Source organism: Massilia forsythiae (assembly GCF_012849555.1).
GTDB classification, from domain to species: Bacteria; Pseudomonadota; Gammaproteobacteria; order Burkholderiales; family Burkholderiaceae_D; genus Telluria; species Telluria forsythiae.
Map to the genome: position 1 here is coordinate 1,196,034 of NZ_CP051685.1, position 21,297 is coordinate 1,217,330.

The 21,297-nt window shown below is 69.2% G+C and carries 24 protein-coding genes; 1 reads left to right on the plus strand and 23 read right to left on the minus strand.

Annotation, left to right across the window (positions count from 1 at the left end):
- Nucleotides 1-4: 4 nt before the first annotated feature.
- The 23 genes from HH212_RS05110 to HH212_RS05220 all read right to left on the minus strand — a co-directional run bounded on the left by HH212_RS05110 (nt 5) and on the right by HH212_RS05220 (nt 18,228).
- The gene (locus tag HH212_RS05110) at nt 5-601 is read right to left on the minus strand and encodes a hypothetical protein (RefSeq protein ID WP_169434371.1); all 597 of its coding nucleotides are present in this window, start codon (nt 599-601) and stop codon (nt 5-7) included.
- 40 nt (nt 602-641) lie between these two features.
- Nucleotides 642-1,382 carry a sigma-70 family RNA polymerase sigma factor gene (locus tag HH212_RS05115; RefSeq protein ID WP_169434372.1) on the minus strand — a complete coding sequence of 247 codons (741 nt, stop codon included), beginning with the start codon at nt 1,380-1,382 and terminating at the stop codon, nt 642-644.
- Between the two features lies 1 nt (nt 1,383).
- The gene (fliP, locus tag HH212_RS05120; RefSeq protein WP_169434373.1) at nt 1,384-2,154 is read right to left on the minus strand and encodes a flagellar type III secretion system pore protein FliP; all 771 of its coding nucleotides are present in this window, start codon (nt 2,152-2,154) and stop codon (nt 1,384-1,386) included.
- Entirely contained in the window at nt 2,154-2,543 is a 390-nt protein-coding gene (locus HH212_RS05125) for a flagellar biosynthetic protein FliO (RefSeq protein WP_169434374.1), read from the minus strand. Before HH212_RS05125 ends, fliP begins: the two co-directional genes overlap by 1 nt.
- A 14-nt stretch (nt 2,544-2,557) precedes the next feature.
- Nucleotides 2,558-2,908: a FliM/FliN family flagellar motor switch protein gene (locus tag HH212_RS05130; protein WP_211172457.1), complete on the minus strand. Its 351-nt coding sequence runs from the start codon at nt 2,906-2,908 to the stop codon at nt 2,558-2,560.
- The gene (locus HH212_RS05135) at nt 2,905-3,621 is read right to left on the minus strand and encodes a FliM/FliN family flagellar motor switch protein (protein WP_169434375.1); all 717 of its coding nucleotides are present in this window, start codon (nt 3,619-3,621) and stop codon (nt 2,905-2,907) included. The genes HH212_RS05130 and HH212_RS05135 overlap by 4 nt, the downstream gene beginning before the upstream one ends.
- Before the next feature lie 2 nt (nt 3,622-3,623).
- The gene (locus HH212_RS05140; protein WP_169434376.1) at nt 3,624-4,805 is read right to left on the minus strand and encodes a flagellar hook protein FlgE; all 1,182 of its coding nucleotides are present in this window, start codon (nt 4,803-4,805) and stop codon (nt 3,624-3,626) included.
- Between the two features lie 8 nt (nt 4,806-4,813).
- Nucleotides 4,814-5,218 (minus strand): flagellar hook assembly protein FlgD, encoded by a 405-nt coding sequence (locus tag HH212_RS05145; RefSeq protein ID WP_169434377.1) that lies wholly within the window; start codon nt 5,216-5,218, stop codon nt 4,814-4,816.
- Nucleotides 5,215-6,186, minus strand: coding sequence for a hypothetical protein (locus HH212_RS05150; protein ID WP_169434378.1), 972 nt, complete (start codon nt 6,184-6,186; stop codon nt 5,215-5,217). The genes HH212_RS05145 and HH212_RS05150 overlap by 4 nt, the downstream gene beginning before the upstream one ends.
- Nucleotides 6,176-6,619, minus strand: a complete 444-nt coding sequence (locus tag HH212_RS05155; protein ID WP_169434379.1) for a hypothetical protein — start codon at nt 6,617-6,619, stop codon at nt 6,176-6,178. The genes HH212_RS05150 and HH212_RS05155 overlap by 11 nt, the downstream gene beginning before the upstream one ends.
- Nucleotides 6,616-7,926 (minus strand): FliI/YscN family ATPase, encoded by a 1,311-nt coding sequence (locus tag HH212_RS05160; RefSeq protein WP_169434380.1) that lies wholly within the window; start codon nt 7,924-7,926, stop codon nt 6,616-6,618. Before HH212_RS05160 ends, HH212_RS05155 begins: the two co-directional genes overlap by 4 nt.
- Nucleotides 7,919-8,674 (minus strand): FliH/SctL family protein, encoded by a 756-nt coding sequence (locus HH212_RS05165; protein WP_169434381.1) that lies wholly within the window; start codon nt 8,672-8,674, stop codon nt 7,919-7,921. The genes HH212_RS05160 and HH212_RS05165 overlap by 8 nt, the downstream gene beginning before the upstream one ends.
- Nucleotides 8,662-9,192: a hypothetical protein gene (locus tag HH212_RS05170; RefSeq protein ID WP_169434382.1), complete on the minus strand. Its 531-nt coding sequence runs from the start codon at nt 9,190-9,192 to the stop codon at nt 8,662-8,664. The genes HH212_RS05165 and HH212_RS05170 overlap by 13 nt, the downstream gene beginning before the upstream one ends.
- Complete coding sequence (fliF, locus tag HH212_RS05175) at nt 9,189-10,625, minus strand: flagellar basal-body MS-ring/collar protein FliF (RefSeq protein WP_229217576.1); 1,437 nt, start codon at nt 10,623-10,625, stop codon at nt 9,189-9,191. The genes HH212_RS05170 and fliF overlap by 4 nt, the downstream gene beginning before the upstream one ends.
- 10 nt (nt 10,626-10,635) lie before the next feature.
- Nucleotides 10,636-10,938: a flagellar hook-basal body complex protein FliE gene (gene fliE, locus HH212_RS05180; RefSeq protein WP_169434383.1), complete on the minus strand. Its 303-nt coding sequence runs from the start codon at nt 10,936-10,938 to the stop codon at nt 10,636-10,638.
- Complete coding sequence (gene flgC, locus HH212_RS05185) at nt 10,935-11,360, minus strand: flagellar basal body rod protein FlgC (protein WP_169434384.1); 426 nt, start codon at nt 11,358-11,360, stop codon at nt 10,935-10,937. The genes fliE and flgC overlap by 4 nt, the downstream gene beginning before the upstream one ends.
- The gene (locus tag HH212_RS05190) at nt 11,360-11,731 is read right to left on the minus strand and encodes a flagellar basal body rod protein FlgB (RefSeq protein WP_169434385.1); all 372 of its coding nucleotides are present in this window, start codon (nt 11,729-11,731) and stop codon (nt 11,360-11,362) included. The genes flgC and HH212_RS05190 overlap by 1 nt, the downstream gene beginning before the upstream one ends.
- A 20-nt stretch (nt 11,732-11,751) precedes the next feature.
- Nucleotides 11,752-12,861, minus strand: coding sequence for a flagellar basal body P-ring protein FlgI (locus HH212_RS05195; RefSeq protein WP_169434386.1), 1,110 nt, complete (start codon nt 12,859-12,861; stop codon nt 11,752-11,754).
- A gap of 2 nt (nt 12,862-12,863) precedes the next feature.
- A complete protein-coding gene (locus HH212_RS05200; protein WP_169434387.1) occupies nt 12,864-13,439 on the minus strand; it encodes a flagellar basal body L-ring protein FlgH in 576 nt (191 codons plus the stop codon).
- A 2-nt stretch (nt 13,440-13,441) separates the two neighbouring features.
- Nucleotides 13,442-14,335: a flagellar basal body P-ring formation chaperone FlgA gene (gene flgA / locus HH212_RS05205; RefSeq protein ID WP_169434388.1), complete on the minus strand. Its 894-nt coding sequence runs from the start codon at nt 14,333-14,335 to the stop codon at nt 13,442-13,444.
- A 100-nt stretch (nt 14,336-14,435) separates the two neighbouring features.
- Nucleotides 14,436-15,218 carry a flagellar basal-body rod protein FlgG gene (gene flgG / locus HH212_RS05210; RefSeq protein WP_169434389.1) on the minus strand — a complete coding sequence of 261 codons (783 nt, stop codon included), beginning with the start codon at nt 15,216-15,218 and terminating at the stop codon, nt 14,436-14,438.
- Nucleotides 15,219-15,220: 2 nt separating this feature from the next.
- Nucleotides 15,221-15,919 carry a flagellar hook-basal body protein gene (locus tag HH212_RS05215; protein ID WP_169434390.1) on the minus strand — a complete coding sequence of 233 codons (699 nt, stop codon included), beginning with the start codon at nt 15,917-15,919 and terminating at the stop codon, nt 15,221-15,223.
- A 275-nt stretch (nt 15,920-16,194) separates the two neighbouring features.
- Entirely contained in the window at nt 16,195-18,228 is a 2,034-nt protein-coding gene (locus HH212_RS05220; protein WP_169434391.1) for a beta strand repeat-containing protein, read from the minus strand.
- 481 nt (nt 18,229-18,709) lie between these two features.
- On the opposite strand from HH212_RS05220, the gene HH212_RS05225 reads away from it, so the two are divergent.
- Nucleotides 18,710-21,241: a diguanylate cyclase domain-containing protein gene (locus HH212_RS05225; protein ID WP_169434392.1), complete on the plus strand. Its 2,532-nt coding sequence runs from the start codon at nt 18,710-18,712 to the stop codon at nt 21,239-21,241.
- The last annotated feature ends 56 nt before the right edge of the window (nt 21,242-21,297 follow it).

The following is a 21,297-nucleotide window of genomic DNA, read 5'->3' on the forward strand; positions in this document are numbered from 1 at the left end:
CGGATCAATGGCGCGTCAATTGCGAATAGGCCGACAGCAGCAGGTGCGAACCGGCCAGGTCCGGCTCGGGCTCGGGCTGCGCCGGCGCCGGCGCATCGTCCCGGGTCTTGCCCGCCGCTTCGGCGGCCGCCGCGGCCAGCTTGGCCAGGTCGCCGTCCAGCGGCGGGTTGCCGCTGCCGATGGCGATACCTTCGTTCAGTTCGCGCGCGGCGTCGGCCAGGCGGTCCTCGCACAGGGCCTGCAAGCCGGCGCCGAAGTGGCGGTAGGCCGTGTCGGGCAGCGCCGCCAGCGGCTGCACGGCCTCGGCCGCCTCCTGCGTGCGCGCCTGGCCGATCAGCAGCAGCGCCAGCTGGACCCGCGCCGGATGCAGCGCCGGATCGGCGTCCAGCGCGCGCTGGTAGGATTCGATCGCGCGCTCGTACAGGCGCAGCTGCGCCAGCATCGCGCCCATGCCGAAGTGCGCCTGCGCCGGCGCGCCGGTCCGGCCCGCCAGTTCCTTGTAGCAGGCCAGCGCGTCGGCGTGCTGGTCGCGCTGGCTGGCATCCAGCGCCAGCGCCAGCAGTTCGGCCTGGTCCAGGCCGCCAAGTAGGTCGTTGTTCATGTCGTTTCCCCTCTTCTCGTGCGCCGTCCGGCGGCGCTGTTCAAAACCGTGTATCGAGCGCCGTGCCGCGCAACCGCTCACGCATCGTGCCGAGCGCTTCGCGGTGCAGCTGCGCGATACGTCCCTTGCTGAGCCCGAGCATCGTGGCGATCTGCTCGAACGGAATCTGCTGCAGATAATGGTAGCCGATCACCGTCGCGCGGTTGCCCTGCAACTCCTTGAGCGCGCTGCGCACCTGCTCCTGCAACTGGCGCATCTCCAGCCCGGCGTAGCAATCGTCCATGCCGGTGCGCTCGCCGTCGCGGTACATGCCCGTCTCTTCCAGCATGAAGCCGAGCGCCATGCCGACCGCGATGTCGGCCAGCTGCGCGAACACGTCCTCGTCCGGCCTGGCCTCCTCGTCGCGCAAGGAAGCCACGCGCTCGGACAGGATGCTGCGCCGCGTCGCCAGCTGGCGCTGCAGTTCGCTGCTCGACGCCAGGCCGTTCAGGATGGCGCCGCTGATGCGCACCGCGGCGAAGGTCTCGAACTTGATCCCGCGGCCGGCATCGAAGCGGTCGACCGACTCGATCAGGCCGATGCGCGCGTACTGCAAATAGTCGTCGAACTCGCTCTCGTCGTTGACGCGCCTGGCGAACGACTTGGCCGCCATGATGCGCGCGAATCCCTGGTAGCGCTCGATCAATCGTTCGCGCGCGCCGGCATTGCCGCCGCGCGCCTCCAGCCACAGCGCCTGCAGCTGCGCATCGGCCGGCGACAACGACTGTTCGAGGCGGTCCATGTCAAGCGAAGGTGCCCAGCAAGGCCCGCACCACCAGGTTCCAGCCGTCCATCAGCACGAACAGCAGGATCTTGATCGGCAGCGAAATCGATGCCGGCGGCACCATCATCATCCCCAGCGACATCAACGCGCTGGAGACGATCAGGTCGACCAGCAGGAACGGCAGGAAGATCACGAAGCCGATCTGGAAGCCCGAGCGCAGCTCGGACAGCATGAAGGCCGGGATCAACTGCAGCATGCCGATCTGGTCGATGGTTTCCGGACGCTCGGCCTTGGCCAGTTCCACCATCAGCGCCAGGTCTTGCTCGCGCGTCTGGCGCACCATGAAGTCGCGCAGTGGCGCCGCCGCCCGGGTGAACGCCTCTGCCGACTGGATGCGGCCGGCCATGTACGGCTGCAGCGCCTGCGAATTGGCCTGCTGCAGCACCGGCGCCATCGTGAAGAAGGTCAGGAACAGCGACAGGCTGACGATGACGGTGTTCGGCGGCGTCTCCTGCATGCCCAGCGCGTGGCGCAGCATCGACAGCACGACCACGATCCGGATGAACGAGGTCATCGACATCAGGATCGCCGGCGCCAGGCTGAGCACCGTCAGCGCGAACAGGATGCGTAGCGGCGCCGCCAGTTCGCCCGCCGGGATGTTGCCGGCCAGGTCGACCTGCACGCCCGGCAGCAGCGTCGCCGGCGCCGCCGCGGCGCCGCCGGCGAACAGCAGGCCGGCGGCCAGCAGCGCCCAGCGGCCGCGGCGCGCCGGTGCGGAACGCGGCGCCATCACGCGTCCTCCTGCGCCTGGGGTGCCGCCACGCTGGCCACGCACTGCACGCCGGCATCGGATTGCGACAGCAGGTAGCGCTGTCCGCCGAACTCGACCACCGACAGCAAGGCCTTCGGTCCGAGCCGGCGCGATTCGAGCACCGTGACCAGTCCCGGACGGCCGGCGCGTCCGCCGATCTTCAGCTGCTTGCGCAGCCAGGCGACGCCGGCGCCGCCGGCGACCAGCAGCGCCAGCAGAGCGCCCACCGCACCGGCGGAGGGCGCCGCGCCCATGCCGGCGTTGTCGCGCTTGAACGGAATGGCGGACGGCGCGCCCGGCCGCGCCGCGGGGGCCGGCTGGGTTTGCGCCATCGCCGGCAACAGGTGCAGCGAGGCCGCCACGGCCATGACCTTGCACCACTTCACAGGCTGGCGCCCAGGCTGGCGACTTCAGTGATGCGCACGCCGAAATTGTCGTCGACGGCGAGCAGCTCGCCGCGCGCGATGACCTTGCCGTTCAACACGACGTCGACCGGCAGGTCGACCTGGCGGTCGAGCTTGAGCACCGCATGCTCGCGCAGCGCCATCACCTCGCCGATGGTGCTGCGCGCCGTGCCGACCACCACGTTGACCGATACCGGCACGCCTTCGAACACGCCCATGGCGCCCGCGGCCACCGCCTGCCCGGTCTGCCGCTGCGGCAGTTCCCCGAGACTGAGCACTTGCGCCGTGGCGCCCTGGTGTTCGATGTTCTTGCTGTTTGAACTGCTCACGATGTTGCCGCTCCTGTTGATGATTTCACGATTTCCACCGCGGCGTAATCGCCGCTGCGTCCCAGATAGCCCAGCGCGATCGCCGCGCCGCCGCGTACGCGCACGGTCAAGGCCTGGTCCAGGCGGCTGTCGAGCCGCAGCACGTCGCCGGGGCGCAGCGCTGCCAGCGCCCCCAGCGGCACCTCGGTCGCGCCGGCGTCGACTTCCAGGATCACTTCCGCCGCCGCCGTCACGCCGCCCAGGTCCACCGCTTCCAGTGCCGTCCCCTGCGCGGCCGGCTTCGGCGCCAGCGCATCGACCGCCGTGCGCGGCAGGGCGAAGCGGCGGGCGCCGGCGCCGATGCCCAGGTCGATCTCGACCGCGGCCGGCGCCGCCGCGTTCCCGGCCGCTTGTGCCAGTTGCGCCATCAATGCGCCCAGCGCTTCGTCCGCCTGCCCGGCCAGGCGCGGCGCCAGCAGCGGCGGGGACGCGTACAGTCCCGCGCCGCCGTCCGGAAACAGGCAGTCGCGCAGCGCGCCGCGCCATGCCGCCGCCGCGGCCGCCCGTTGCGCCGCCGCCGCAGCCGGCTCCACCTGGCCGGCGCGCCGCACGGCGACGCCGACCGCATCCACGGGAATGCCCCAGGCGTCGCGCCAGGGCTGCAGCGCCGCCGCGACGGCGCGCTCCAAGAGCGCCAGGCGGCCGCTGCCGATCAAGCTCAGTACGTGCGTCACGATCAGCGGTTGCCTTTCATGTCGAACAACTGCTGGATCATGTCGTTGGCGGTGCTGATCACGTGGGACGACGCCTGGTAGCCGCGCTGCATGAGGATCAGGTTGCTGAATTCGGACGCCAGGTCGACGTTCGACCCCTCGCGGTGGCCTGCCAGCAGCGAGCCGAACGAGCCGTCGCCGGCATAGCCGTAGAACACGCCGTCCTCCCCGCGCAGGCGGAAGGCGCTGCCGCCGACCTGCTCCAGGTCGTCTTCCGATCCGAAGTTGGCCAGCACCAGGCGCTGGCCCTTGGCATCCTTGCCGTTCGAATAAAAGATCTTGACCGTGCCGTCGGCCTCGATCGACTGGTCCTTGCGCGTGCCGGGGACGTACCCGTCCTGCGCAGCAGTCAGCAGCGTACTGCTGGCCAGCGACGTGACGTTGCCGGAAAAGTCCAGCTTGACGTCGAACGGCGTGGTATCGGCCGGCGCATAGTTGACGGTGATCGAATCCGATCCGGCCACCGGCGCGCCGGCGGCGAACTTGATGGTGCCGCTGCCGACCGCCGTGGTGCCGTCGGTCACGGTGACGGTATAGCTGCCCGTGGCGCTGCTCTTGAAGGCGAGGTTGAGCGTATGCGAAGCGCCGCCCGCGTCGATGACCGTGGCGGTCGCGGTGCCGGCATCCGTCGTGGTGGCGGTGGCGGTGGGCGCGGTCAGGTTGCCGCTGAACTTGACGGTGGTGGTCGCGACCGGCGCGCTGCGCTCGTAGCCGGCCAGCGAGATGTCGGCCAGCTTGCCGGAGGCGTCCATGCCGAGCACGTGGTCGCCCGCCGAGTTGACCAGGATGCCGTCGGCGTCGAAGCGGAAATCGCCCGAACGGGTGTACAGCAACGCGTCGCCGCGCTTGATCACGTAGAAGCCGTTGCCCTGGATGCTCAGGTCGAGCGCGTTGCCGGTGGTCTGGTCGAGGCCGGCGCTGAAATTGATGCGGCTGCCGAGCGAGGTCACGCCGGTGCCGGTGGCGCCGTGGTTTTCCTGCTTTTGCGAGTACAGCCCGGAGCCCTGCTCGAACAGGTCCGAGAACTGCAGCTGGGCGCTCTTGAAACCGGGCGTGTTGACGTTGGCCAGGTTGTCGCCGACCACGCGCAGTCCCTTGGCATGGGTCAGCAGGCCCGAAGTGCCGACATAGATGGTATCGAACATGACGCTTCCTATCGGATGGTGATGACTTGCGCAAGCGAGATGCCGCTCTCGAACTGGCCGCTCGAGGTGGTGATCGTCAGCAGGGGCTGGCCGGACGACAGGTCCAGCGCACTGACCTTGCCGGTGAGCGTGTTGCCGTTCTTGTCGATGTCGATGGTCTTGCCCAGCAGGCCGATCGACTGCATCGACGATTGCGCCGTCAGCAGGGAATCGAGCTTCTCGTTGAGTTGCCGGCTCTGTTCGAGCGAGGCGAACTGGGCGATCTGGGCGACGAAGTCCTGGTTGTCGATCGGCTTGAGCGGATCCTGGTTGTTCAGTTGCGAGGTCAGGATCTTGAGAAAATCCTGGATGCCGATGTTGCCGGCCTGGGCCGCGGCGCCGCCGCCCACCGGCGCGGTACTGGTGATGGTCATGCTTTTCTCCCTGGTTGTCTGCCTTGACGGGCGCCGCCGGCCCCCTGTTCCGTACGCGCGGGCGCCGCCGGCGCCGCATCGGCTCGTACCGCGCCGTACGGAGCGGCGATACGCTGGCCGTTGACGCTGAACGACACCAGCGCCTGGCCGGCCTGGGCCAGTTCGGTCGAGAGTGCGGCGCGCACCGAACGCGCTTGTCCCGCGTCCAGGCGCGCGTCGCGGATCCAGGCCTGCACCCGGTCGCCGTCGCGATACAGGTGCAGGCGCTGTTCCGTCCATTCCTCGCCAGCCGCCTGCGCCGGCGCCGCGGGCGGTGCTTCCTCGGCCGGCTCGCCGGCCTCGGCCTGCGCCTCGGGGAGCGCCGCCGCCGTCTGCCATGGCGCCGCCGCGAAGCGGGGCGATGCGCTCGCGACCGCGATCGTGGAGGCGTTGTCCGGCGCTACCGGCACAGCGGACGCGGAGGCGGCGTGGAATGCGCCGCGCGCGGCCGGCAGCGCGGCCATCGCTGCAGCGGACAGGCCGGCCGCTTGTTGCGCGGGCACGGCGGCATCCGCGGCGGCCGCGACCGCGCTTCGCGGCGCCGCGAACGCGGCTTCGGCAGCCGCCGGCGCGGCGTCGTGCATGCCGCCATCCTGCGCCGCGCGCGCCTGCATCTCCTGCGCCGGCGCCGGCGCCGCGGCGGCATGCGCCGCGCCGGGCTGCATGCGCACGCCCGCCCGCGGCGCCGCACTTGCCGCCGCTGCACCCGCGGCCGCTGCACCCGCGGCCGCCGCGGCCGGCTGCGCGGCCTCCGGCGCCGGCGCGCCATTCACGGCCGCGACGGGCTGCGGCCGCTGGCGGCCGCTTTCCAGCAGCTCGCGCTCGAGCTCCTGCAGCCATTTCGATTGCCGCGCTTCCGGCGCCTGCCGGCTGGCGCGCGCGGAAAACGGGTCCGCGCGTTCCGGCGTCATGCCTGGCTTAATTTCCATCGTTACGCTCCCTTGCCTTGTGCATCAGCCAATGGTCGTCGGCGTCCTTGGCCGCCAGCACGTCCAGCGCGGCGCCGTGGCGCAGCCGCGCCGCACGGCGGTCCTTTTCGAATGCCTTCACCGCGCCCGCCGCCGCGACGGCACGCTCGGCCACGGCATCCCGATCCCGTTCGAGGCCGCGCAACCGCCCCTGCGACACGGTGACGTCCGCCGCCGTGGCCAGCAGGTGGCGGCGGCGGTTGGCGAACTCGCTCGCGCCGAGCGCGGCGGCAGACGCCGTGTGCGCCAGTTGCCGGCGCAGCGCGTCCACCTCCTCCTGCTGGCGCGCCAGCGCCAGGTTGGCGTCGCCGAGCTCGCGCTGGACCGCATCGGCCTCCCAGCGCCTGGTCGCCAGGATGGCTTCGAGGCCGTAGCGGAAACGGCGCGCCGTCATGCGCCCTGCTCCTGCAGCACGGCTGCCAGGCGTTTCACGGCCTCCGCGCGCGCGGTCGGCTCGTCGAGCTGCTGGCGCAGCACCGCGGTCAAGCCCGGATGGCAGGCCAGCGCCTGGTCGATCGCGGCGCTGGCGCCGGCGCGATACGCGCCCATGTCGACCATCTGGCGGTTGCGCTGGTAAGTCGCCAGCAGTTCCAGCACGCGCCGCATCAGCTGGCGCTCGTCCTTGGTCGCGAGCTGTCCCGCCAGCCGGCTGGTGCTCTGCAGGATGTCGATCGCCGGGAAATGTCCTTCCTGCGCCAGGTCGCGCGACAGCATGATGTGGCCGTCGAGCGTGGCGCGCACGGTATCCGAGATCGGCTCGTTGAAGTCGTCGCCGTCGACCAGCACCGTGTACAGCGCGGTGATCGAACCGCCGCCGCCGGCGGTGCCGCAGCGTTCGCACAGCGCCGGGATCTCGCTGAAGATGGAGGGCGTATAGCCGCGCGCGGTCGGCGGTTCGCCGGCGGCCAGCCCGATTTCCCGGCGCCCCATCGCCAGGCGCGTCAGCGAATCCATCATCAGCAGCACGTCGCGGCGCTGGGCGCGGAAATGCTCGGCGATGACCGTCGCCGTATAGGCCGCGCGCGTGCGCGCCAGCGGCGACTGGTCGGCGGTGGCCACCACCATCACGCTGCGCGCCAGGCCTTCCTCGCCGAGCTGGTGCTCGATGAACTCGCGCACTTCCCTGCCGCGCTCGCCGATCAGGGCGATGACGTTGACGTCGGCCTCGACGTGGCGCGCCATCATGCCCAGCAGCGTGCTCTTGCCGACCCCGCTGCCGGCGAAGATGCCGATGCGCTGGCCGCGTCCGAGCGGCAGCATGGCGTCGATGGCGCGCACGCCGGTTTCCAGGATGGCGTCGATGGCGGGGCGCGCCAGCGGATTGAGCGCGGGCGCGTTCAAGGGCCGCGCCGCCAGTCCGGCCGGCGCCGGCCGTCCGTCCAGCGGCGCGCCGAAGGCATCGATCACGCGTCCGAGCAGGGCGTCGCCCACCATCACCCCGGCATGGCGGCCGGTGGCGCGCACCAGGCAGCCGGCCTGCACGCCGCGCAGCGCGCGCTGCGGCATCAGGATGGTGCGGCCCGGACGGATGCCGACCACCTCGCACGGCACCGTCGTGCGCCCGTCGATCTCGAGATCGCAGACTTCGCCGACCGCCGCGCGCGGCCCGGCCGCTTCCAGCATGTCGCCGGCCACGGCCACCACGCGCCCGGTACGGCGGGTCATTTCGGCGGCCTGGATCGCCTGGACATAGTCACGCATCGGCGCGTTCCTCGCCGCCGCCATGGGCCGCCAGCAGCGCCGCCTGCAACAGGCCGGCCTGCGTTTCCAGGCGCGCATCGAGTTCGCCTTCCGGTCCGCGCACGATGCAGCCGCCGCGTCCGACCCCTTCGTCGGCGACCAGCCCGGCGCGCGCCAGCCATTCCGGCGCGGCGGTTTCGCCCAGCAGGCGGTGGTCGGCCGGATGGATGCCGACGCTCACGCCGTCGGCCGTACCGTAGGCCGCGCGCGCCGCCGCGATCGAGGCGCGCAGCACCCGCGGGTCGAGCGCATGCGCGCCGATCACGCGGCACACGCCGGCGAAAATCGATTCCACCACCATCGCCTCGGCCTCCGCCAGCACCCGGCGGCGGGCGTCGGCCAGGCTGCGCATCAGCTTGTCGATCTCCGCCAGCCTGGCGGCGGCCGCCTCGTCGGCGGCGCGGCGGCCTTCGGCCAGTCCCTGGCGCCGCCCTTCGTCGAGTCCGGCGCGCGCGGCCTGCGCATGCGACGCGGCCTGTTCCCGTGCGACGGCCTCGCGCACGCGCGCCAGATCCGCCGCGGCAGCCGAACGTGCTGCGTCCAGGTCGTTCTGCACGTCCTGCAGGGCGATGCGCAAGGCCGTGTTCTCGTCGCGCAGGCGCTGTTCGGCGCTCGGCTCCTGCAGCATGTCGCGGGCCGACGGCGCACCCGGCCGTGCCAGCTGGCGCGGGGCGCCGGAAATCTCGGGCTTGAAAATCACTTCGCCCATGGCATCCATCCCGTCAGCAGTGCCAGGCCGCGGCGCGCGGCGCGCGCCTGCGGGACGGCGGCGGGGAGGTCCGCCGCCAGGGCATCGAGCAACGCCGCCCGCAAGGCCGGCGCCGCCGTCATGCCGGCCTTGCGCACGGCGTCGATGCGGGCGCGCCGTTCCGGTTCGAACATGGCGACCAGCGCGCGTTCGGCCGGCCACGGACCGCACTCGAGGAACAACGCCGCCAGGCCGGCCGGTTCGGCGGCCAGCACACCGAACAGCTGGTGCGCGGACGCTGACTGCAGGACGCGTCGCGCGGCGCCGTCCGGCGCCTGCGCATCCGCATCGTCGGCCACGGCCGGGTCGAGGGCGGCGCGGTCGAGCGGCACCCGCTCGAACCCCAGCGCGGCCATCTCGGCCAGGTGCCGACGCAGCACGGCGCGGTCGGCCTCGGGCAGCGCGCCGAGCACCGCCTCGCGGTCGGCATCGCCGTGGCCGTACAAGGCCGCGGCTGCCTGGCGGTGTCCGGTACTCATGGCTTGCTCCGGTCGAGCGCCGCCGCACCGTCCGTGTTGCCGATCCAGCCGCGCACGTCGCGCAGCAGGGCTTCGCGCTCGCTGGCGCTCAGGCGGCCCGGCTGGCGCGCGCGCGCGGTGCGGCGCCGGCGGTACAGCAGCAGCGCTGCCGCGATCACCAGGAACGCGGCCAGCAGCAAACGCACGGCCAGGCCGGTGTCGAACCCTTCGCCGCGCCGCGCCTGCGGCAGGGCTTGCGCCGTGTCCGGCGCAGCCGGCGCCTGCGGGGGCGTGACGTCGGTGTGCGGCATGATCGGCGCGATACGATCCGCCGAATACAGCACGATGGCGTCGCCGCGGTCCGGATTCAGTCCGACCGCCATCGCCACGACTTCCTTCAACTGTTCGCGCTGGATCTCGTGCAGGGCCGGCTGCACCATCACCGCCACGGTCATGCGGCGGATGGCGCCGGCGGCCACCGATACCTGCTCGACGCGACGGCCGGCCTGGTATTCGGTTTCGGTACTGCGCTTGACGTCGTCCGGGCGCGCGCCCTGCACGCCGTCGGCGTCCGGGTCGCGGTTGACGACACGCTGGCGCACTGCCAGCCCGGTGGCCGCGCCGCGCGCCGGCAGCACTTCCTCGGTGGTGACCTTGCTCTGGTCCAGATTGAGCACGACGTCGACGCTGGCCACCGCCTGGCCGGGGCCGAAGGTGCTGTCCAGGACGCGCGCGGCCTTGCGGGCCAGGTATTCCTCGGTGCTGCGCTTGCTGTCGAGCTGGGCGCCGCCCTGCAGGTCGGCTTCGCCGGCGGCGCCGGTAAGCGCGTTGCCGTGCTGGTCGACGATGGTGACGTCGCCGGTCTGCATCTCCGGCACCGCCGCCGCCGCCAGGCGCGCGATGCCGACCGTCTGCTCGTGCGACAGCGCGGTATCGCGCTTCATGGCGATCGTCACCGACGCCTTGGGATGATTCACCGTCTTCTTGAACAATCCCTGTTCCGGGATCGCCAGATGGACGCGTGCCGACTGCACGTTCTCGATGGCCTGGATGGTCCTGGTCAGCTCCCCTTGCACCGCACGCTGGTAGTTGACCTTCTGGACGAATTCGGTCATGCCGAAGTCGGCATTGTTGAAGACTTCGAAGCCGACGCCGCCGTGCAGCGGCAATTCGCCCGCCATCAGCTTCAGGCGGGTCTTGTGCACCTGCTCGGCCGGCACCAGGATGGTGTTGCCGTCGCCTTCGAGGCGATACGGCACTTTCAGCTTGTCCAGTTCCGCCGTCATGGCGGCGGCGTCGCGCTGGCCGAGGTCGGAAAACAGCACCTGGTAACTGGCGGTCAGGCTCCACACCGCCAACCCCGCCACGGCGGCGACGATGAAGACCATGCCCGCCACGATGCCGGCGCGCCCGCCCGTTCCCTGGCCACGCCAGATAGTCGATAAGAAACTCACGCCGTATCCCCTACACCTGCATCCGCATCACTTCCTGGTATCCCTCCAGGACCTTGTTCCTGACCTGCGCCAGCAACTGGAAAGAAAGCTTGGCCTCTTCCACGTGCATCATCACCTCGTGCAGCGCCACCGGCTGGCCGGCGGCCAGCAGGCGCGCGTCGCGGTCGGCCACGCCCAGGGCGCGGTTGACCTCTCCCAGTTCGCGTTCGAACCAGGCGCCGAAGGGTTGCGCCGGCGCCGCCGCGCGCATGCCGTCGCCGGTGAATTGGGCGGGCGCCGCCTGCGCCAGCAGCGCGATCGGATCGATGCTCATTGCTGGCCTCCGATTTCCAGGGCGCGCGCCGCCATGGTCTTGGCGGCACTCATCGCCACCACGTTGGCTTCGTAGGCGCGCAGCGCAGTGGTCAAGGTCAGCATTTCCTGGGTCTGGTCGATGCCGGGATAGGCGACGAAGCCCTTGTCGTTGGCGTACGGGTGGCCCGGCTCGTAGGCCAGGCGCGGCGCGGCGTCCTGCTCCACCACCTGGGCCGCGGCGCCGCGCTGGCGGTACAAGCCGTCGAACTGGCGCGAAAACGCCAGCGCCTGGTCGGCCACCACCTTGAGCGGCCGGTACAGCTGCGCGGCGTTCGGCGCGGCGCTGTGCATGTGGGCGATGTTGGCGGCGGCGGTATCGACGCGCAGCTTCTCGACGGCCAAGCCGGCGGCGCTGATCTGGAATGCGTTTTCGTAGGCCATCAACGCTTCCCTTCCGTGATCGCCGTGCCGATGATCGCGTATTCGCGGCTCACGACCTTCAGCAGGGCCTGGTGGCGCAGGACCGTATCGGACAGGTCAGCCACCTCGAGGTCGAGCGAGACGTCGTTCGCCTGCGCCGCATCGGCCGCCGGCACGATGTGCGGGCGCATCAAGGTGCCCGCCGTGCGCTGCGCGCCGCCGGCCTGGCGCCGCAGGCCGTCGACCTGGGCGTCGAAGTCGACCATGACCCGGCGGTAGCCGGGCGTGTTGGCGTTGGCGATGTTCTGCGCGATCGCCTGCTGGCGCAGGCTCGTCACGTCCAGGGCGGCGCCGAGCAGCGCCGTGGTGCTGCTTGCTACGAGATTGAACAATTCGGGTTCCTCTGCTGCGGTTACTGTACGATCAGGTCGGCGTGGAGTGCGCCCGCCGCCTTGACCGCACGAAGGATGGAAATGATGTCGCGCGTGTTGGTCCTGATCCGCGTGAGCGACTGCACCAGGTCGCCGACCGTGTTGTCGCTGGCGACGAATCCGGTTTCGCCGCGTTCGGCGACGTCGACCCGGCTGTTGGACACGAGTGCGGTGCGTACCCCGGCGCCGGCGTAGCCGACCGACAGCGGCTGGACCACGGTGTTGTCGGTCACGATCGACACCTTCAGGTCGCCGTGCGAGATCGCCACCTTGGCGATGCGCACGTCGGCGCCGGCCACCACGGTGCCGGTACGCTCGTTGATGACGACCCGGGCGCGGCGGTCCGGCTCGACCGTCACGTTTTCCAGCGCCATCATGAATTCGGCGGTGCGCGCCTTGCCGCCCGGCAGGCGCACGTCGATGCCGGAGGCGTCGCGCGCGGTCGCGGTGTCGGCGCCCAGGGCGCGGTTGATCGCGGTCGCGACCCGGTTCGCGGTCGTGTAGTCCGGCTCGCTCAGCACGAAGGTAATCGCGCCATCGCGGCCGACCTCGTTGACGATGCCCTGCTCCACCGTCGCGCCGGCGGGAATCGATGCCACCGTGGGGTGGTTCTTCTGCACCACGTTGCCGTTCATGTCGTACTTGTAGCCGCCCACCGACAGCGCGCCCTGCGCCAGCGCGTAGATCTGGCCATTGGCCGCCTTCAGCGGCGCCATCACCAGGGTACCGCCGACCAGGCTGCGCGCGTCGCCGATGGAAGTGACCGTCACGTCCATCTGGTCGCCGGCGCGCGCGAACGGCGACAGGTTGGCCGTCACCATGACCGCCGCCACGTTCCTGCTCTGGATATCCTCGGCGGCGAGGTTCAGTTCGTAGCGCGACAGCATGTTGGTCAGCGACTGGCGCGTCATCTTGCTGCGCGCGGAATCGCCGGTGCCGGCCAGGCCGGTCACCACGCCGTATCCGAGCAGCGCGTTCTCGCGCCATCCGGAGACCTTGCCCAGGTCCTTGATGCGGATTCCCTGGGCCTGCGCGCAGCAGGCGCACAGGGACAGGAACAGGTATGCCGCGATGCGTCCGGGACGGTTCATGGTCAGATCCCGAACAAGGAAGCGAAGCGCTGCCACCAGGATGGCCGCTGGCGGTCGGCCAGGTCGCCCTGTCCCGAGTAGCTGATCCTGGCGTTGGCGATGCGGGTCGACAGCACCACGTTCAGGTCCGATACGTCCTGGGCCCTGACGGTGCCCTCGATGCGGATCTGCTGGCGTTCGTTGTTAATGTCCAGCACCTGCTCGCCGGCGATGCGCAGGTCGCCTTCGGCGGTCACGCCGGTCACCACCGCGGTCAGCTGGGCCAGCACCTTGCCCTGGCGCTCGGTCTTGCCGCGCCCGTCCATGCGGTTGGAGGCGTCGATCGCCGCCTGGTGGTCGTGCGACGGCGTCTGCACCGACAGGCCGATGCCGGCATCGCGGCTGGCCGAGGTGTTGGCCGTGCTGCTGGCGCTGGCGCTCTCGTAGACCAGCACGGTGACCAGCGAGCCGATGCGGCGCGGGCGCAGGTCCGAGGTCTGCGGCTGGAACGTCTTGGGGTCGTACAGGCTGGTGCCCTGGGCGGCCTGCAGCAGCGTGGCCAGGGCGATGCCCAGGGCGATCGTTTTACGTGTCGTCATCATCATTCCTCGAGGCGGGCGATGCCCGCGCCAACCAGGCGCGCCTGCACGGGCGCGGTGCCGGCCAGCGCGCGCACCAGCAGTGCCTGTCCCTGCTGCGCATCGTTCATGGCGATCGCCGCGGTTTCCACCACCACCGTGCCGGTACCGTAGACCAGTTTCACGCGATCGCCGCGCAGCACGGCGGCCCGGGCCGGGCGGTGCAGCGCCGTCAGCGCTTCGCCGGCATGGATGCGGCGCTGCAGGCGAATGGCGTCAGGCGGCGTATCGGCGCCGATGGGGAGCTGCTTCAAGCGCTCGACGGGCGTGTCCTGCAACACGAAATCGTCGCGTTGCGCGGTGGCGCCGGCTTCCAGGTCGCGGCGCGCGATCCATGCCGGCTGGCTCGCCCTGACATCGAAGCCGGCAACCACCGAGCGATACAGGTCCCCGTCGACCGCGATGTCGAGCCACACCGGGATGCGCACCTGGCCTGGCGGCGGAATGTCGCCCCGCACCGTCACCGCGACCGCGCCCTTGGGTACGGCGACGGCGGCCAGCGCCGTACTCGGCACCAGGTCGACGTGCGCGTAGCGGCCGGCCAGCCGCTGGCGCAGGAATTCCTCGGCCTTCCCTTGCAGCAGCGCCGCATCGACCAGCTGGCCGGCGCTGTGCACCCGCACCACCTGCGCCCCTTCCCAATGCACGGCCGCGACGCAGCCGGCGCGCAGCAGCTGCCGCTCTACCGTCGCGCGGTTCAGGGTCACGGCCTGCTGTACCAGCGGCGCCGCACCGAACTGCGCCTGCAGCACGCAATCCGGCAGGGAAGCCGCTGCCGGGCGCTCGAGCAGGTCTTGCAGGCGGATGGTGCGCGTCTCGACCGTGACGTCGGCGCGCATGACCAGGGCGACGGGCACGGCGGCGGCGCCAACGGTTGCCGAGCCCAAGGCCAGGCATGCGAAGGCCGCCGTCCGGGCGGCATGCTGAAAACGAAACATGAGCGGCTTGCTGGCTGGATTACTTACGCAGGTTGTTTCCCATCGCCAGCATCTCGTCGGACGCCTGGATGACCTTCACGCTGGATTCGTAGGCGCGCTGCGCCACCATCAAATCGACCATTTCCTGCACGATGTTGACGTTCGACGATTCCTGGTAACCCTGCGCCAGGGTCCCGAACGGCCCCTCGCCCGGCTGGCCGTAGATGGCATCGCCGGAACGTTCGGTGGCCTTGTACAGGTTGGTACCGAGCGGCGTGAGGCCGGATGCATCGGCGAAATGGGCCAGCTCGATGCGGCCGACCTCGATGGCCGAGGATTGGCTGTCGGATTGCGCCATCACGATGCCGTCGGCCTGCACGGTCAGCTGGCGCACGTCGGTGCCGACCCGTACTGCGGGACGCAGCGGCAAGCCGCCGGCGGTGGCCAGCAAGCCGTCCTGGTTGACCGTCAGTGCGCCGCCGCGCGTGTATTGCAGGCTGCCGTCGGCCAGCGTCACTTCCATGAAGCCGTCGCCCTGGATCGCGACGTCGAACATGGCATCGGTCTTCTTGAGTTCGCCCTGCGTGAACGACTTGGTCAAGGCCGCGATACCGACGCCGCTGCCCGACAGCAGGGCCGGCGCGCCGTTGGCGGCGTCCGGGTTGGCGGCGGCGGCCAGGCCGCGATACACCAGGTCTTCGAAATTCACGCGGCTCTTCTTGTAGCCTTGCGTGCTGATGTTGGCCATGTTGTTGGCGATCGCGTCGACACTCTTCTGGTGCGCCACCATGCCGGTCGCGGCGATGTACATCGAATCATTCATCTTCAGAACTCTCCCAGTTTGCGGATGGCGCTTCCCAGCGCTTCGTCGTAGCCTTGCACCGCGCGCTGCAGCGACTCGAAATGGCGCACGGTCTCGCTCAGCCGCACCATTTCCTGCGGCGAGTTGACGTTGGATGCTTCCATGAAACCGCTGCGGACCCGGCTGTCCAGCGTCTGCGTCGATGCCTGCAGTCCGGTCGCGTCGTACAGACCGGCGCCGGCAGGCTGAAGACGCTCGGGATGGTCGAACGAGACCAGTTTCACCCGGCCGGTGACGCGCCCGCCCTGGACGATGTCGCCATTCGGATCGATGCGAAATGCCGCGCTGGTGAGTACGGCGCCCCCGGAGGTGACGATCGGTGCACCCTGTGCATTCACCAGGCGCCCGGCGGTGTCGACGTGCAGCATGCCGCCGCGGCTGTAGCGCGGTCCCGCGGCGGTGTCGAACTCGAACCAGGCATCGCCTTCGATGGCAATGTCGGCGGCGTTACCCGTGGCACGCAAGGCGCCCGCACTGCTATCGATCTGTATGGAATGGGAGCTGGAAGGCGCGCCCAAGGCAGCCAGCGTGGCGTCGAAGCGTTCAGCCGCGATCTGGCGCTTGTAGCCCGGAGTCAATACGTTGGCCAGGTTGCTGCTGACGATGCTCAGACGGTTATTGTCTTCACGCATACCAGCCGCGACGATGTCGATGATGTTCATTGCCAGGCGCCTGAAGCGCCTTCCTTCTTGATTGTGACAAGCAAGATTGCTTGCATAATTTAACTATTGTAAGTGAATGTAATTAATACAAACTCTCGAATTGTCACAAATAAACATGCGAACAACATTATATTTTCTCCTTACTATTTCCTTTCCAAAATGCAAAATTTTCGTTTGGCGACCGGCTATGGTTGAATTAATAAAACAAGCTTTGCTTTCCAGCATTTTTAGTGGAAAAAACTTTAATAATTCACAATTTCTTGAAATAAGATCGCTTATCTTGCGACGCGCCGCAGCAGCGCTGCCATCATGGCGAGCCCGCCCAGCATCAGCGCAAGACCGGCCGGCTCCGGCACCTCACCCGATGCCAGCACGTTCGTATATACCCCGTCGAAACTGGACGTGATCCTCACGTCTCCGCTGCCGGCCGCGCGCAGCAGGGCCAGGAAATCGGCATTGCCGGCATAATCGCCCAGAAAGCGCATGAGGTAGCCGGACGTCGCCAGTGCCTCGGCCAGCGCCAGGGTCTTGCCGCCGGCGACCGTGCCCAGGCCGCCGAAGGTAAGGCGGCCGTGGCCGAAGTCGATGGTCGAGTCGTCCAGCAGGCTCAGGCTGGCGAAGGTCTGGCTGCCCGCGCCGGTCAGGTCGAGCGTGCCGCCGGCCAGCACCAGCGCGCTGGCGGCGGCGATGCGCTCGTCGCCCATCAGCGCCAGCGTGCCGCCGCCCAGCACGGTCGCACCGGTGTAGCTGCTCTGGCCGGACAGCGTGGTGACGCCGCTCCTGAACTCGACGCTGTCGAAATCGGCGATCGCGCCGGCATAGGTAAACCGGTTGCCGGTGCCGGCGTCGACCAGCATCGTGTTGCCGCGTCCGGCGCCGCCGTCGATGGCGCCGATGACGCGCGCGCCGCCGCCGAGGATGGTCAATCCATTGCCGCCGGCGCCGCCGAGCTGGATCGCCTTGCCGCTGCTGCTGCCGTCGATGACGCCGGCGTTGGCGATGACGGTGCGGTCGGCCCCGCCCATGATGGCGGCGGTGGTGGCGCCGCCGCCCCGGATCACGGCACCGGCATGGTTGTCGATGGTGACCGTGAAACCGCTGGCGGCGCCCTGGGCGACGATGGCGGAATCGCTCTGACCCCGAATCAGGCCGCCGGCGCGGTTTTCGATGGTGGCGTTGCCATATAAACCTTCGCGGGTGCCGGCCAGGGCGCCGCCGGCGATGTCGTTGCCGGCCAGCGTGATGCCGCGTCCGACCGCGTTGGCGTTGCCGGCCGCGACCAGGCCTTCGATGGTGCCTGCGTTGACGATCACGCCGCCGCCGGCGGTGATGCCTTCGCTGTAGGCCAGCCCCGCCGGTGTCGGATTGAATGCGTTGGTCGAGCGGATGATGCCGGTATTGGTGATGCTGGCCAGGCCATCGACGTCGATGCCGTCGCCGTCGCCGCTGATGCCGTTGCCGAGGATCGTGCCGTGGTTGATCACGGTGAGCAGTTGCCGCGCATTCAGGCCGTCGATATTGATCCCCGAACCGTTGTTGCCGCGGATGACGGCGCCGGCGTTGTTGGTCACGCTCAGCGCGAACGCGTCCGCGGCGGCAGCCTGGCCGCCGGTGATGCCGTGGCGGCCGCCGTCGATGAGGCCGCCGCCGTCGTTGGTAATGCGTATGCCGCTGTTGTTCTGGCCGTCGATGCCGTCGCTGCCGCTGCCGCTGATAGTGGTGGCGCGGATGGTGCCGGCGTTGTAGACGATGCCGCCCGCGCCCGGGCGCACGGCGTCGGCTTCCCTGGCCTGCAGCAGCGCGCCGGCGTAATTGTTGACGACGTTGGCGCCGGTGACGGCCGCGAAGTCGACCGCCTGGGCGCCGCCGGCGGAAGCGTTCTGCGAGACCAGGCTGCCGTAGTTGTTCAGCTTGACGCTGGCACCCGCCACGTTCATCTGGACGACGTCGGCGTCCGCGGTGCGGATGACGGCGCTGCCGTTGTCGCGGCTGCCGTTGTTGATGACGAGGTTGGCCACGCCGGTGTTGTCGCGGATGGCGCGCCCGCTGCCGGTCTGGGCGATGACGCCGCCATTGTTCAGCGTGGCGTTGCTGCCGTCGACGGTCACTGCCACCGTCGAGCCGGCAACGCCCAGGCTGGCGCCCGGCGCGACCGTGCCGGTCTGTCCATTGCCGAGGGTTTGCGCCGCCGTGCTGGCGCCGATGATGGTGAATGGAGTGGCGCGCGCCGGCGCCGTGCCCAGCGCCAGCATGGCGGTCAGCAAGGCGGCGTTCAGCGGTGCAAGGACGAGGTATCGATGGCTTGGCATGGTCGGATCCGCAAAAGTGGATCGTTGACTTTAAGCCAAGCGCATGACATGACGATGACTGCCTTAATAGCAATACCCTTTACGGGTAATAAAGTTCACTGAGGAAATATAGCTCTGCTACACTGCCTCGCTGTCCCGTCCCCGGCGTCTCCATGCACCAGTTTGCCGGATGCACGACGCCTGACGATCCCCAGCATCGATGACATGCCTGCCACGGTGCCGCTAGATGCCGATCCAGGCCATTTACGGCGGCATATTTACTACTCCGAAACATGTCCCTTTGCCAAGTCCCATCTTTGATTTCGACCATCAAGGTGTGACGCGGCTGCAACTAAGTGTTCAGTATCTCGAAGAATTGGGCACAACTATTGGGTATGCATAATTCCCCATGTTACCATCTAAAATCAGTTCCATATTGCAATCTTTTCAACATGCAACTATGGAAGAGCAGGCAATGCATGCGATGTTACAAAGACACGATATGACGACGTTTGGTTCACGCTGCATCGGCAAGTATATTGCAGCCATCCAGTGGTTCATTCCACCGGATGCGCAGCATGACGCCGCGACGCTGACGCGTGCCCAGAACGTCATCAACGCCGCCGTGATGGCGGCCCTTTCGGGTCCTGTGTATGCCTGGGTCTACTACGTGCTCGGCTTCGGCGCGGCGGCGCGCGAGATCCTGCTGTGCTGCGCCTTCATGTTCGTGGCGCCCTTCCTGCTGCGCCTGACCAGGAACATCATGCTGGCGCGCGAGGTGTTCCTGTGCGCGGTGTTCTTCAATTTCACCTGGCTCAGCTATTCGCTGGGCGGGGTGTCGGCGCCCACCGCCGGCTGGCTGATCGCGGCGCCGGTGGTGGCGATGTTCCTGGGCGGCGTGGCCACCGCCGTGTTCTGGCTCGTCATGAGCTGCGCGGCGGTGGCTGCGCTATATGCGCTGCCGCTGCTGGGCTACCCGCTGCCCGACCACCCGGTCAAGGACATCACGCTGCTGTACCTGCTGTGCGACCTCGGCCTGTACATCGTCATCGTGGTGTTCGTGCTGCTGTTCGAACTGACCAAGACGCAGGGCTTCATCAAGCTCGAGCAGGCGCTCAACTTCATCAACGAACTGGCCATCCGCGACGAGCTGACCGGCAGCCACAACCGCCGCCACCTGATCAAGCTGATCGAGCGCGAGCGCGAGCGCGCCGCCAGCGACGGTTCCACCTTCAGCCTGTGCCTGCTCGACATCGACCACTTCAAGCGCATCAACGATACCTACGGCCACTCGGCCGGCGACACGGTGCTGCGCGAATTCGCCCACTGCATCCAGCAGCAGATCCGCGCGACCGATTCCTTCGGCCGCTACGGCGGCGAGGAATTCCTCTTGATGCTGCCGCGCACCCGCCAGGACGAGGCGCATGCATTCGCCGAGTCGGTGCGCCAGCGTATCGAGCGCCTCGACGTTAGCGCTATCTCCCCGGACCTGGCGGTGACGGTGTCGATCGGCGTGGCCGAATTCCGCCGCGGCGAATCGATCGGCCAGACCGTGGCGCGCGCCGACGAAGCGCTGTACCTGGCCAAGTCGGGCGGGCGCAACCTGGTGCTGAGCTACGGCCAGCAGCCCGACCTGCCGGCCCGGGCGGCCGCCAGGCCGGACGCCGAGCCTGCCGCGGCGGGTGCGCCATCCGAGCATGTCGACGCCAGCCAGGTCGACGAGCTGACCGGCCTGCTGGGCCGGCGCGTGCTGCGCGACCGCCTCGGCCACGCGATGGCGCGCGCGCTGCGCAACGAGCGCCAGATCGGCGTGATGCTGTTGAACGTAAATAAATTCAAGGAATTCAACGAAGCCTTCGGCTTCGAGGCCGGCGACGCGATCCTGGTGCAGACCGCCCGGCACGTGCGCGGCTGCCTGCGCGAATCGGACACCATCGTGCGCTGGGGCGGCGACGAGTTCATCGTCATCCTGGAAGACCTGGCCAACGCCGCCGACACCCAGCAGGTGGCGGAAAAGATCCTCGACCGCTTTGCGCTGCCGATGATGGCGGGCGCACGCGAATGCTTCGTCAGCCTGAGCATCGGCATCGCCACCTACCCGGCGCCGTCGTGCGACATGGACGCCCTGCTCAAGCGCGCCGACACCGCCATGACGCGCGCCAAGAGCTGGGGCGAGAACAACGTGCAGGTGTATTCGGCCGACGCCGCCCTGCCGCCGAGCGAGCGCCTGCTGTTGAAGAACCACCTGCGCGAGGCGCTCGCTGCCGGCCAGCTGCTGCTGGAGTACCAGCCGCAGGTGGACCTGGCCAGCGGCCGCATCACCGGGGTCGAGGCGCTGCTGCGCTGGTCGCATCCGCAATACGGCCGCATCGAGCCGGGCCGCTTCATCCCGCTGGCCGAGGAAACCGGCCTGATCGTGCCGATCGGCGAATGGGTGCTGCGCACCGCCTGCGCCCAGAACGTGGCCTGGCGCGCCGCCGGGCTGCCGGCGCTGAAGGTGGCGGTGAACCTGTCGGTGCGCCAATTGAAGCATCCGGGCCTGGTCGAGCGTATCCTCGCCGTGATCGCCGACACCGGCATCGATCCGCGCTGCCTCGACCTGGAGATCACGGAAGGCATCCTGATCGACAACATGAGCATGAACCAGACCGGCCTGGACCGCTTGCGCCAGGCCGGCGTACAGATTTCGATCGACGATTTCGGCACCGGTTACTCGAGCCTGGGTTACCTCACCGAATTGCCGGCGGATATCCTGAAGATGGACCGCAGTTTCGTGGTCCGCCTCGGGCAGCAGGAAGGCAAGGAGCGCGCCTATGCGCTGGCCGAATCGATCGTCGACATGGCGCACCGCCTGCAGTTGAAGGTGATCGCCGAGGCGGTCGAGACGAGGGAGCAGCTGGCCGATCTGCAGGCCATGGGCTGCGACGCCGCGCAGGGCTATTATTTCAACCGTCCGGTCAGTCCGGACATCATCGCGGAGCTGCTGCGGCAGCAGACGACATCCCCGTCCGTGGCGGCGCGCCTGGTGGCGTGACCGTGCAGGGAGCGGGTTAGGAAGGCATATGAGTCAAGAACGTCCGGGTCCGGCCA

Excerpts from the sequence above, each read along its gene's own strand:
- HH212_RS05155 (WP_169434379.1), bottom strand. The coding sequence starts at position 6,619 with ATGACGGCGCGCCGTTTCCGCTACGGCCTCGAAGCCATCCTGGCGACC.
- HH212_RS05170 (WP_169434382.1), bottom strand. The coding sequence starts at position 9,192 with ATGAGTACCGGACACCGCCAGGCAGCCGCGGCCTTGTACGGCCACGGC.
- HH212_RS05160 (WP_169434380.1), bottom strand. The coding sequence starts at position 7,926 with ATGCGTGACTATGTCCAGGCGATCCAGGCCGCCGAAATGACCCGCCGT.
- HH212_RS05140 (WP_169434376.1), bottom strand. The coding sequence starts at position 4,805 with ATGTTCGATACCATCTATGTCGGCACTTCGGGCCTGCTGACCCATGCC.
- HH212_RS05215 (WP_169434390.1), bottom strand. The coding sequence starts at position 15,919 with ATGAACATCATCGACATCGTCGCGGCTGGTATGCGTGAAGACAATAAC.
- HH212_RS05125 (WP_169434374.1), bottom strand. The coding sequence starts at position 2,543 with ATGGCCGTGGCGGCCTCGCTGCACCTGTTGCCGGCGATGGCGCAAACC.
- HH212_RS05115 (WP_169434372.1), bottom strand. The coding sequence starts at position 1,382 with ATGGACCGCCTCGAACAGTCGTTGTCGCCGGCCGATGCGCAGCTGCAG.
- fliE (WP_169434383.1), bottom strand. The coding sequence starts at position 10,938 with ATGAGCATCGATCCGATCGCGCTGCTGGCGCAGGCGGCGCCCGCCCAA.
- flgC (WP_169434384.1), bottom strand. The coding sequence starts at position 11,360 with ATGGCCTACGAAAACGCATTCCAGATCAGCGCCGCCGGCTTGGCCGTC.
- flgG (WP_169434389.1), bottom strand. The coding sequence starts at position 15,218 with ATGAATGATTCGATGTACATCGCCGCGACCGGCATGGTGGCGCACCAG.
- HH212_RS05225 (WP_169434392.1), top strand. The coding sequence starts at position 18,710 with ATGACGACGTTTGGTTCACGCTGCATCGGCAAGTATATTGCAGCCATC.
- HH212_RS05150 (WP_169434378.1), bottom strand. The coding sequence starts at position 6,186 with ATGGAAATTAAGCCAGGCATGACGCCGGAACGCGCGGACCCGTTTTCC.
- HH212_RS05200 (WP_169434387.1), bottom strand. The coding sequence starts at position 13,439 with ATGACGACACGTAAAACGATCGCCCTGGGCATCGCCCTGGCCACGCTG.
- HH212_RS05220 (WP_169434391.1), bottom strand. The coding sequence starts at position 18,228 with ATGCCAAGCCATCGATACCTCGTCCTTGCACCGCTGAACGCCGCCTTG.
- fliP (WP_169434373.1), bottom strand. The coding sequence starts at position 2,154 with ATGGCGCCGCGTTCCGCACCGGCGCGCCGCGGCCGCTGGGCGCTGCTG.
- HH212_RS05195 (WP_169434386.1), bottom strand. The coding sequence starts at position 12,861 with ATGAACCGTCCCGGACGCATCGCGGCATACCTGTTCCTGTCCCTGTGC.
- HH212_RS05165 (WP_169434381.1), bottom strand. The coding sequence starts at position 8,674 with ATGGGCGAAGTGATTTTCAAGCCCGAGATTTCCGGCGCCCCGCGCCAG.
- HH212_RS05145 (WP_169434377.1), bottom strand. The coding sequence starts at position 5,218 with ATGACCATCACCAGTACCGCGCCGGTGGGCGGCGGCGCCGCGGCCCAG.
- HH212_RS05110 (WP_169434371.1), bottom strand. The coding sequence starts at position 601 with ATGAACAACGACCTACTTGGCGGCCTGGACCAGGCCGAACTGCTGGCG.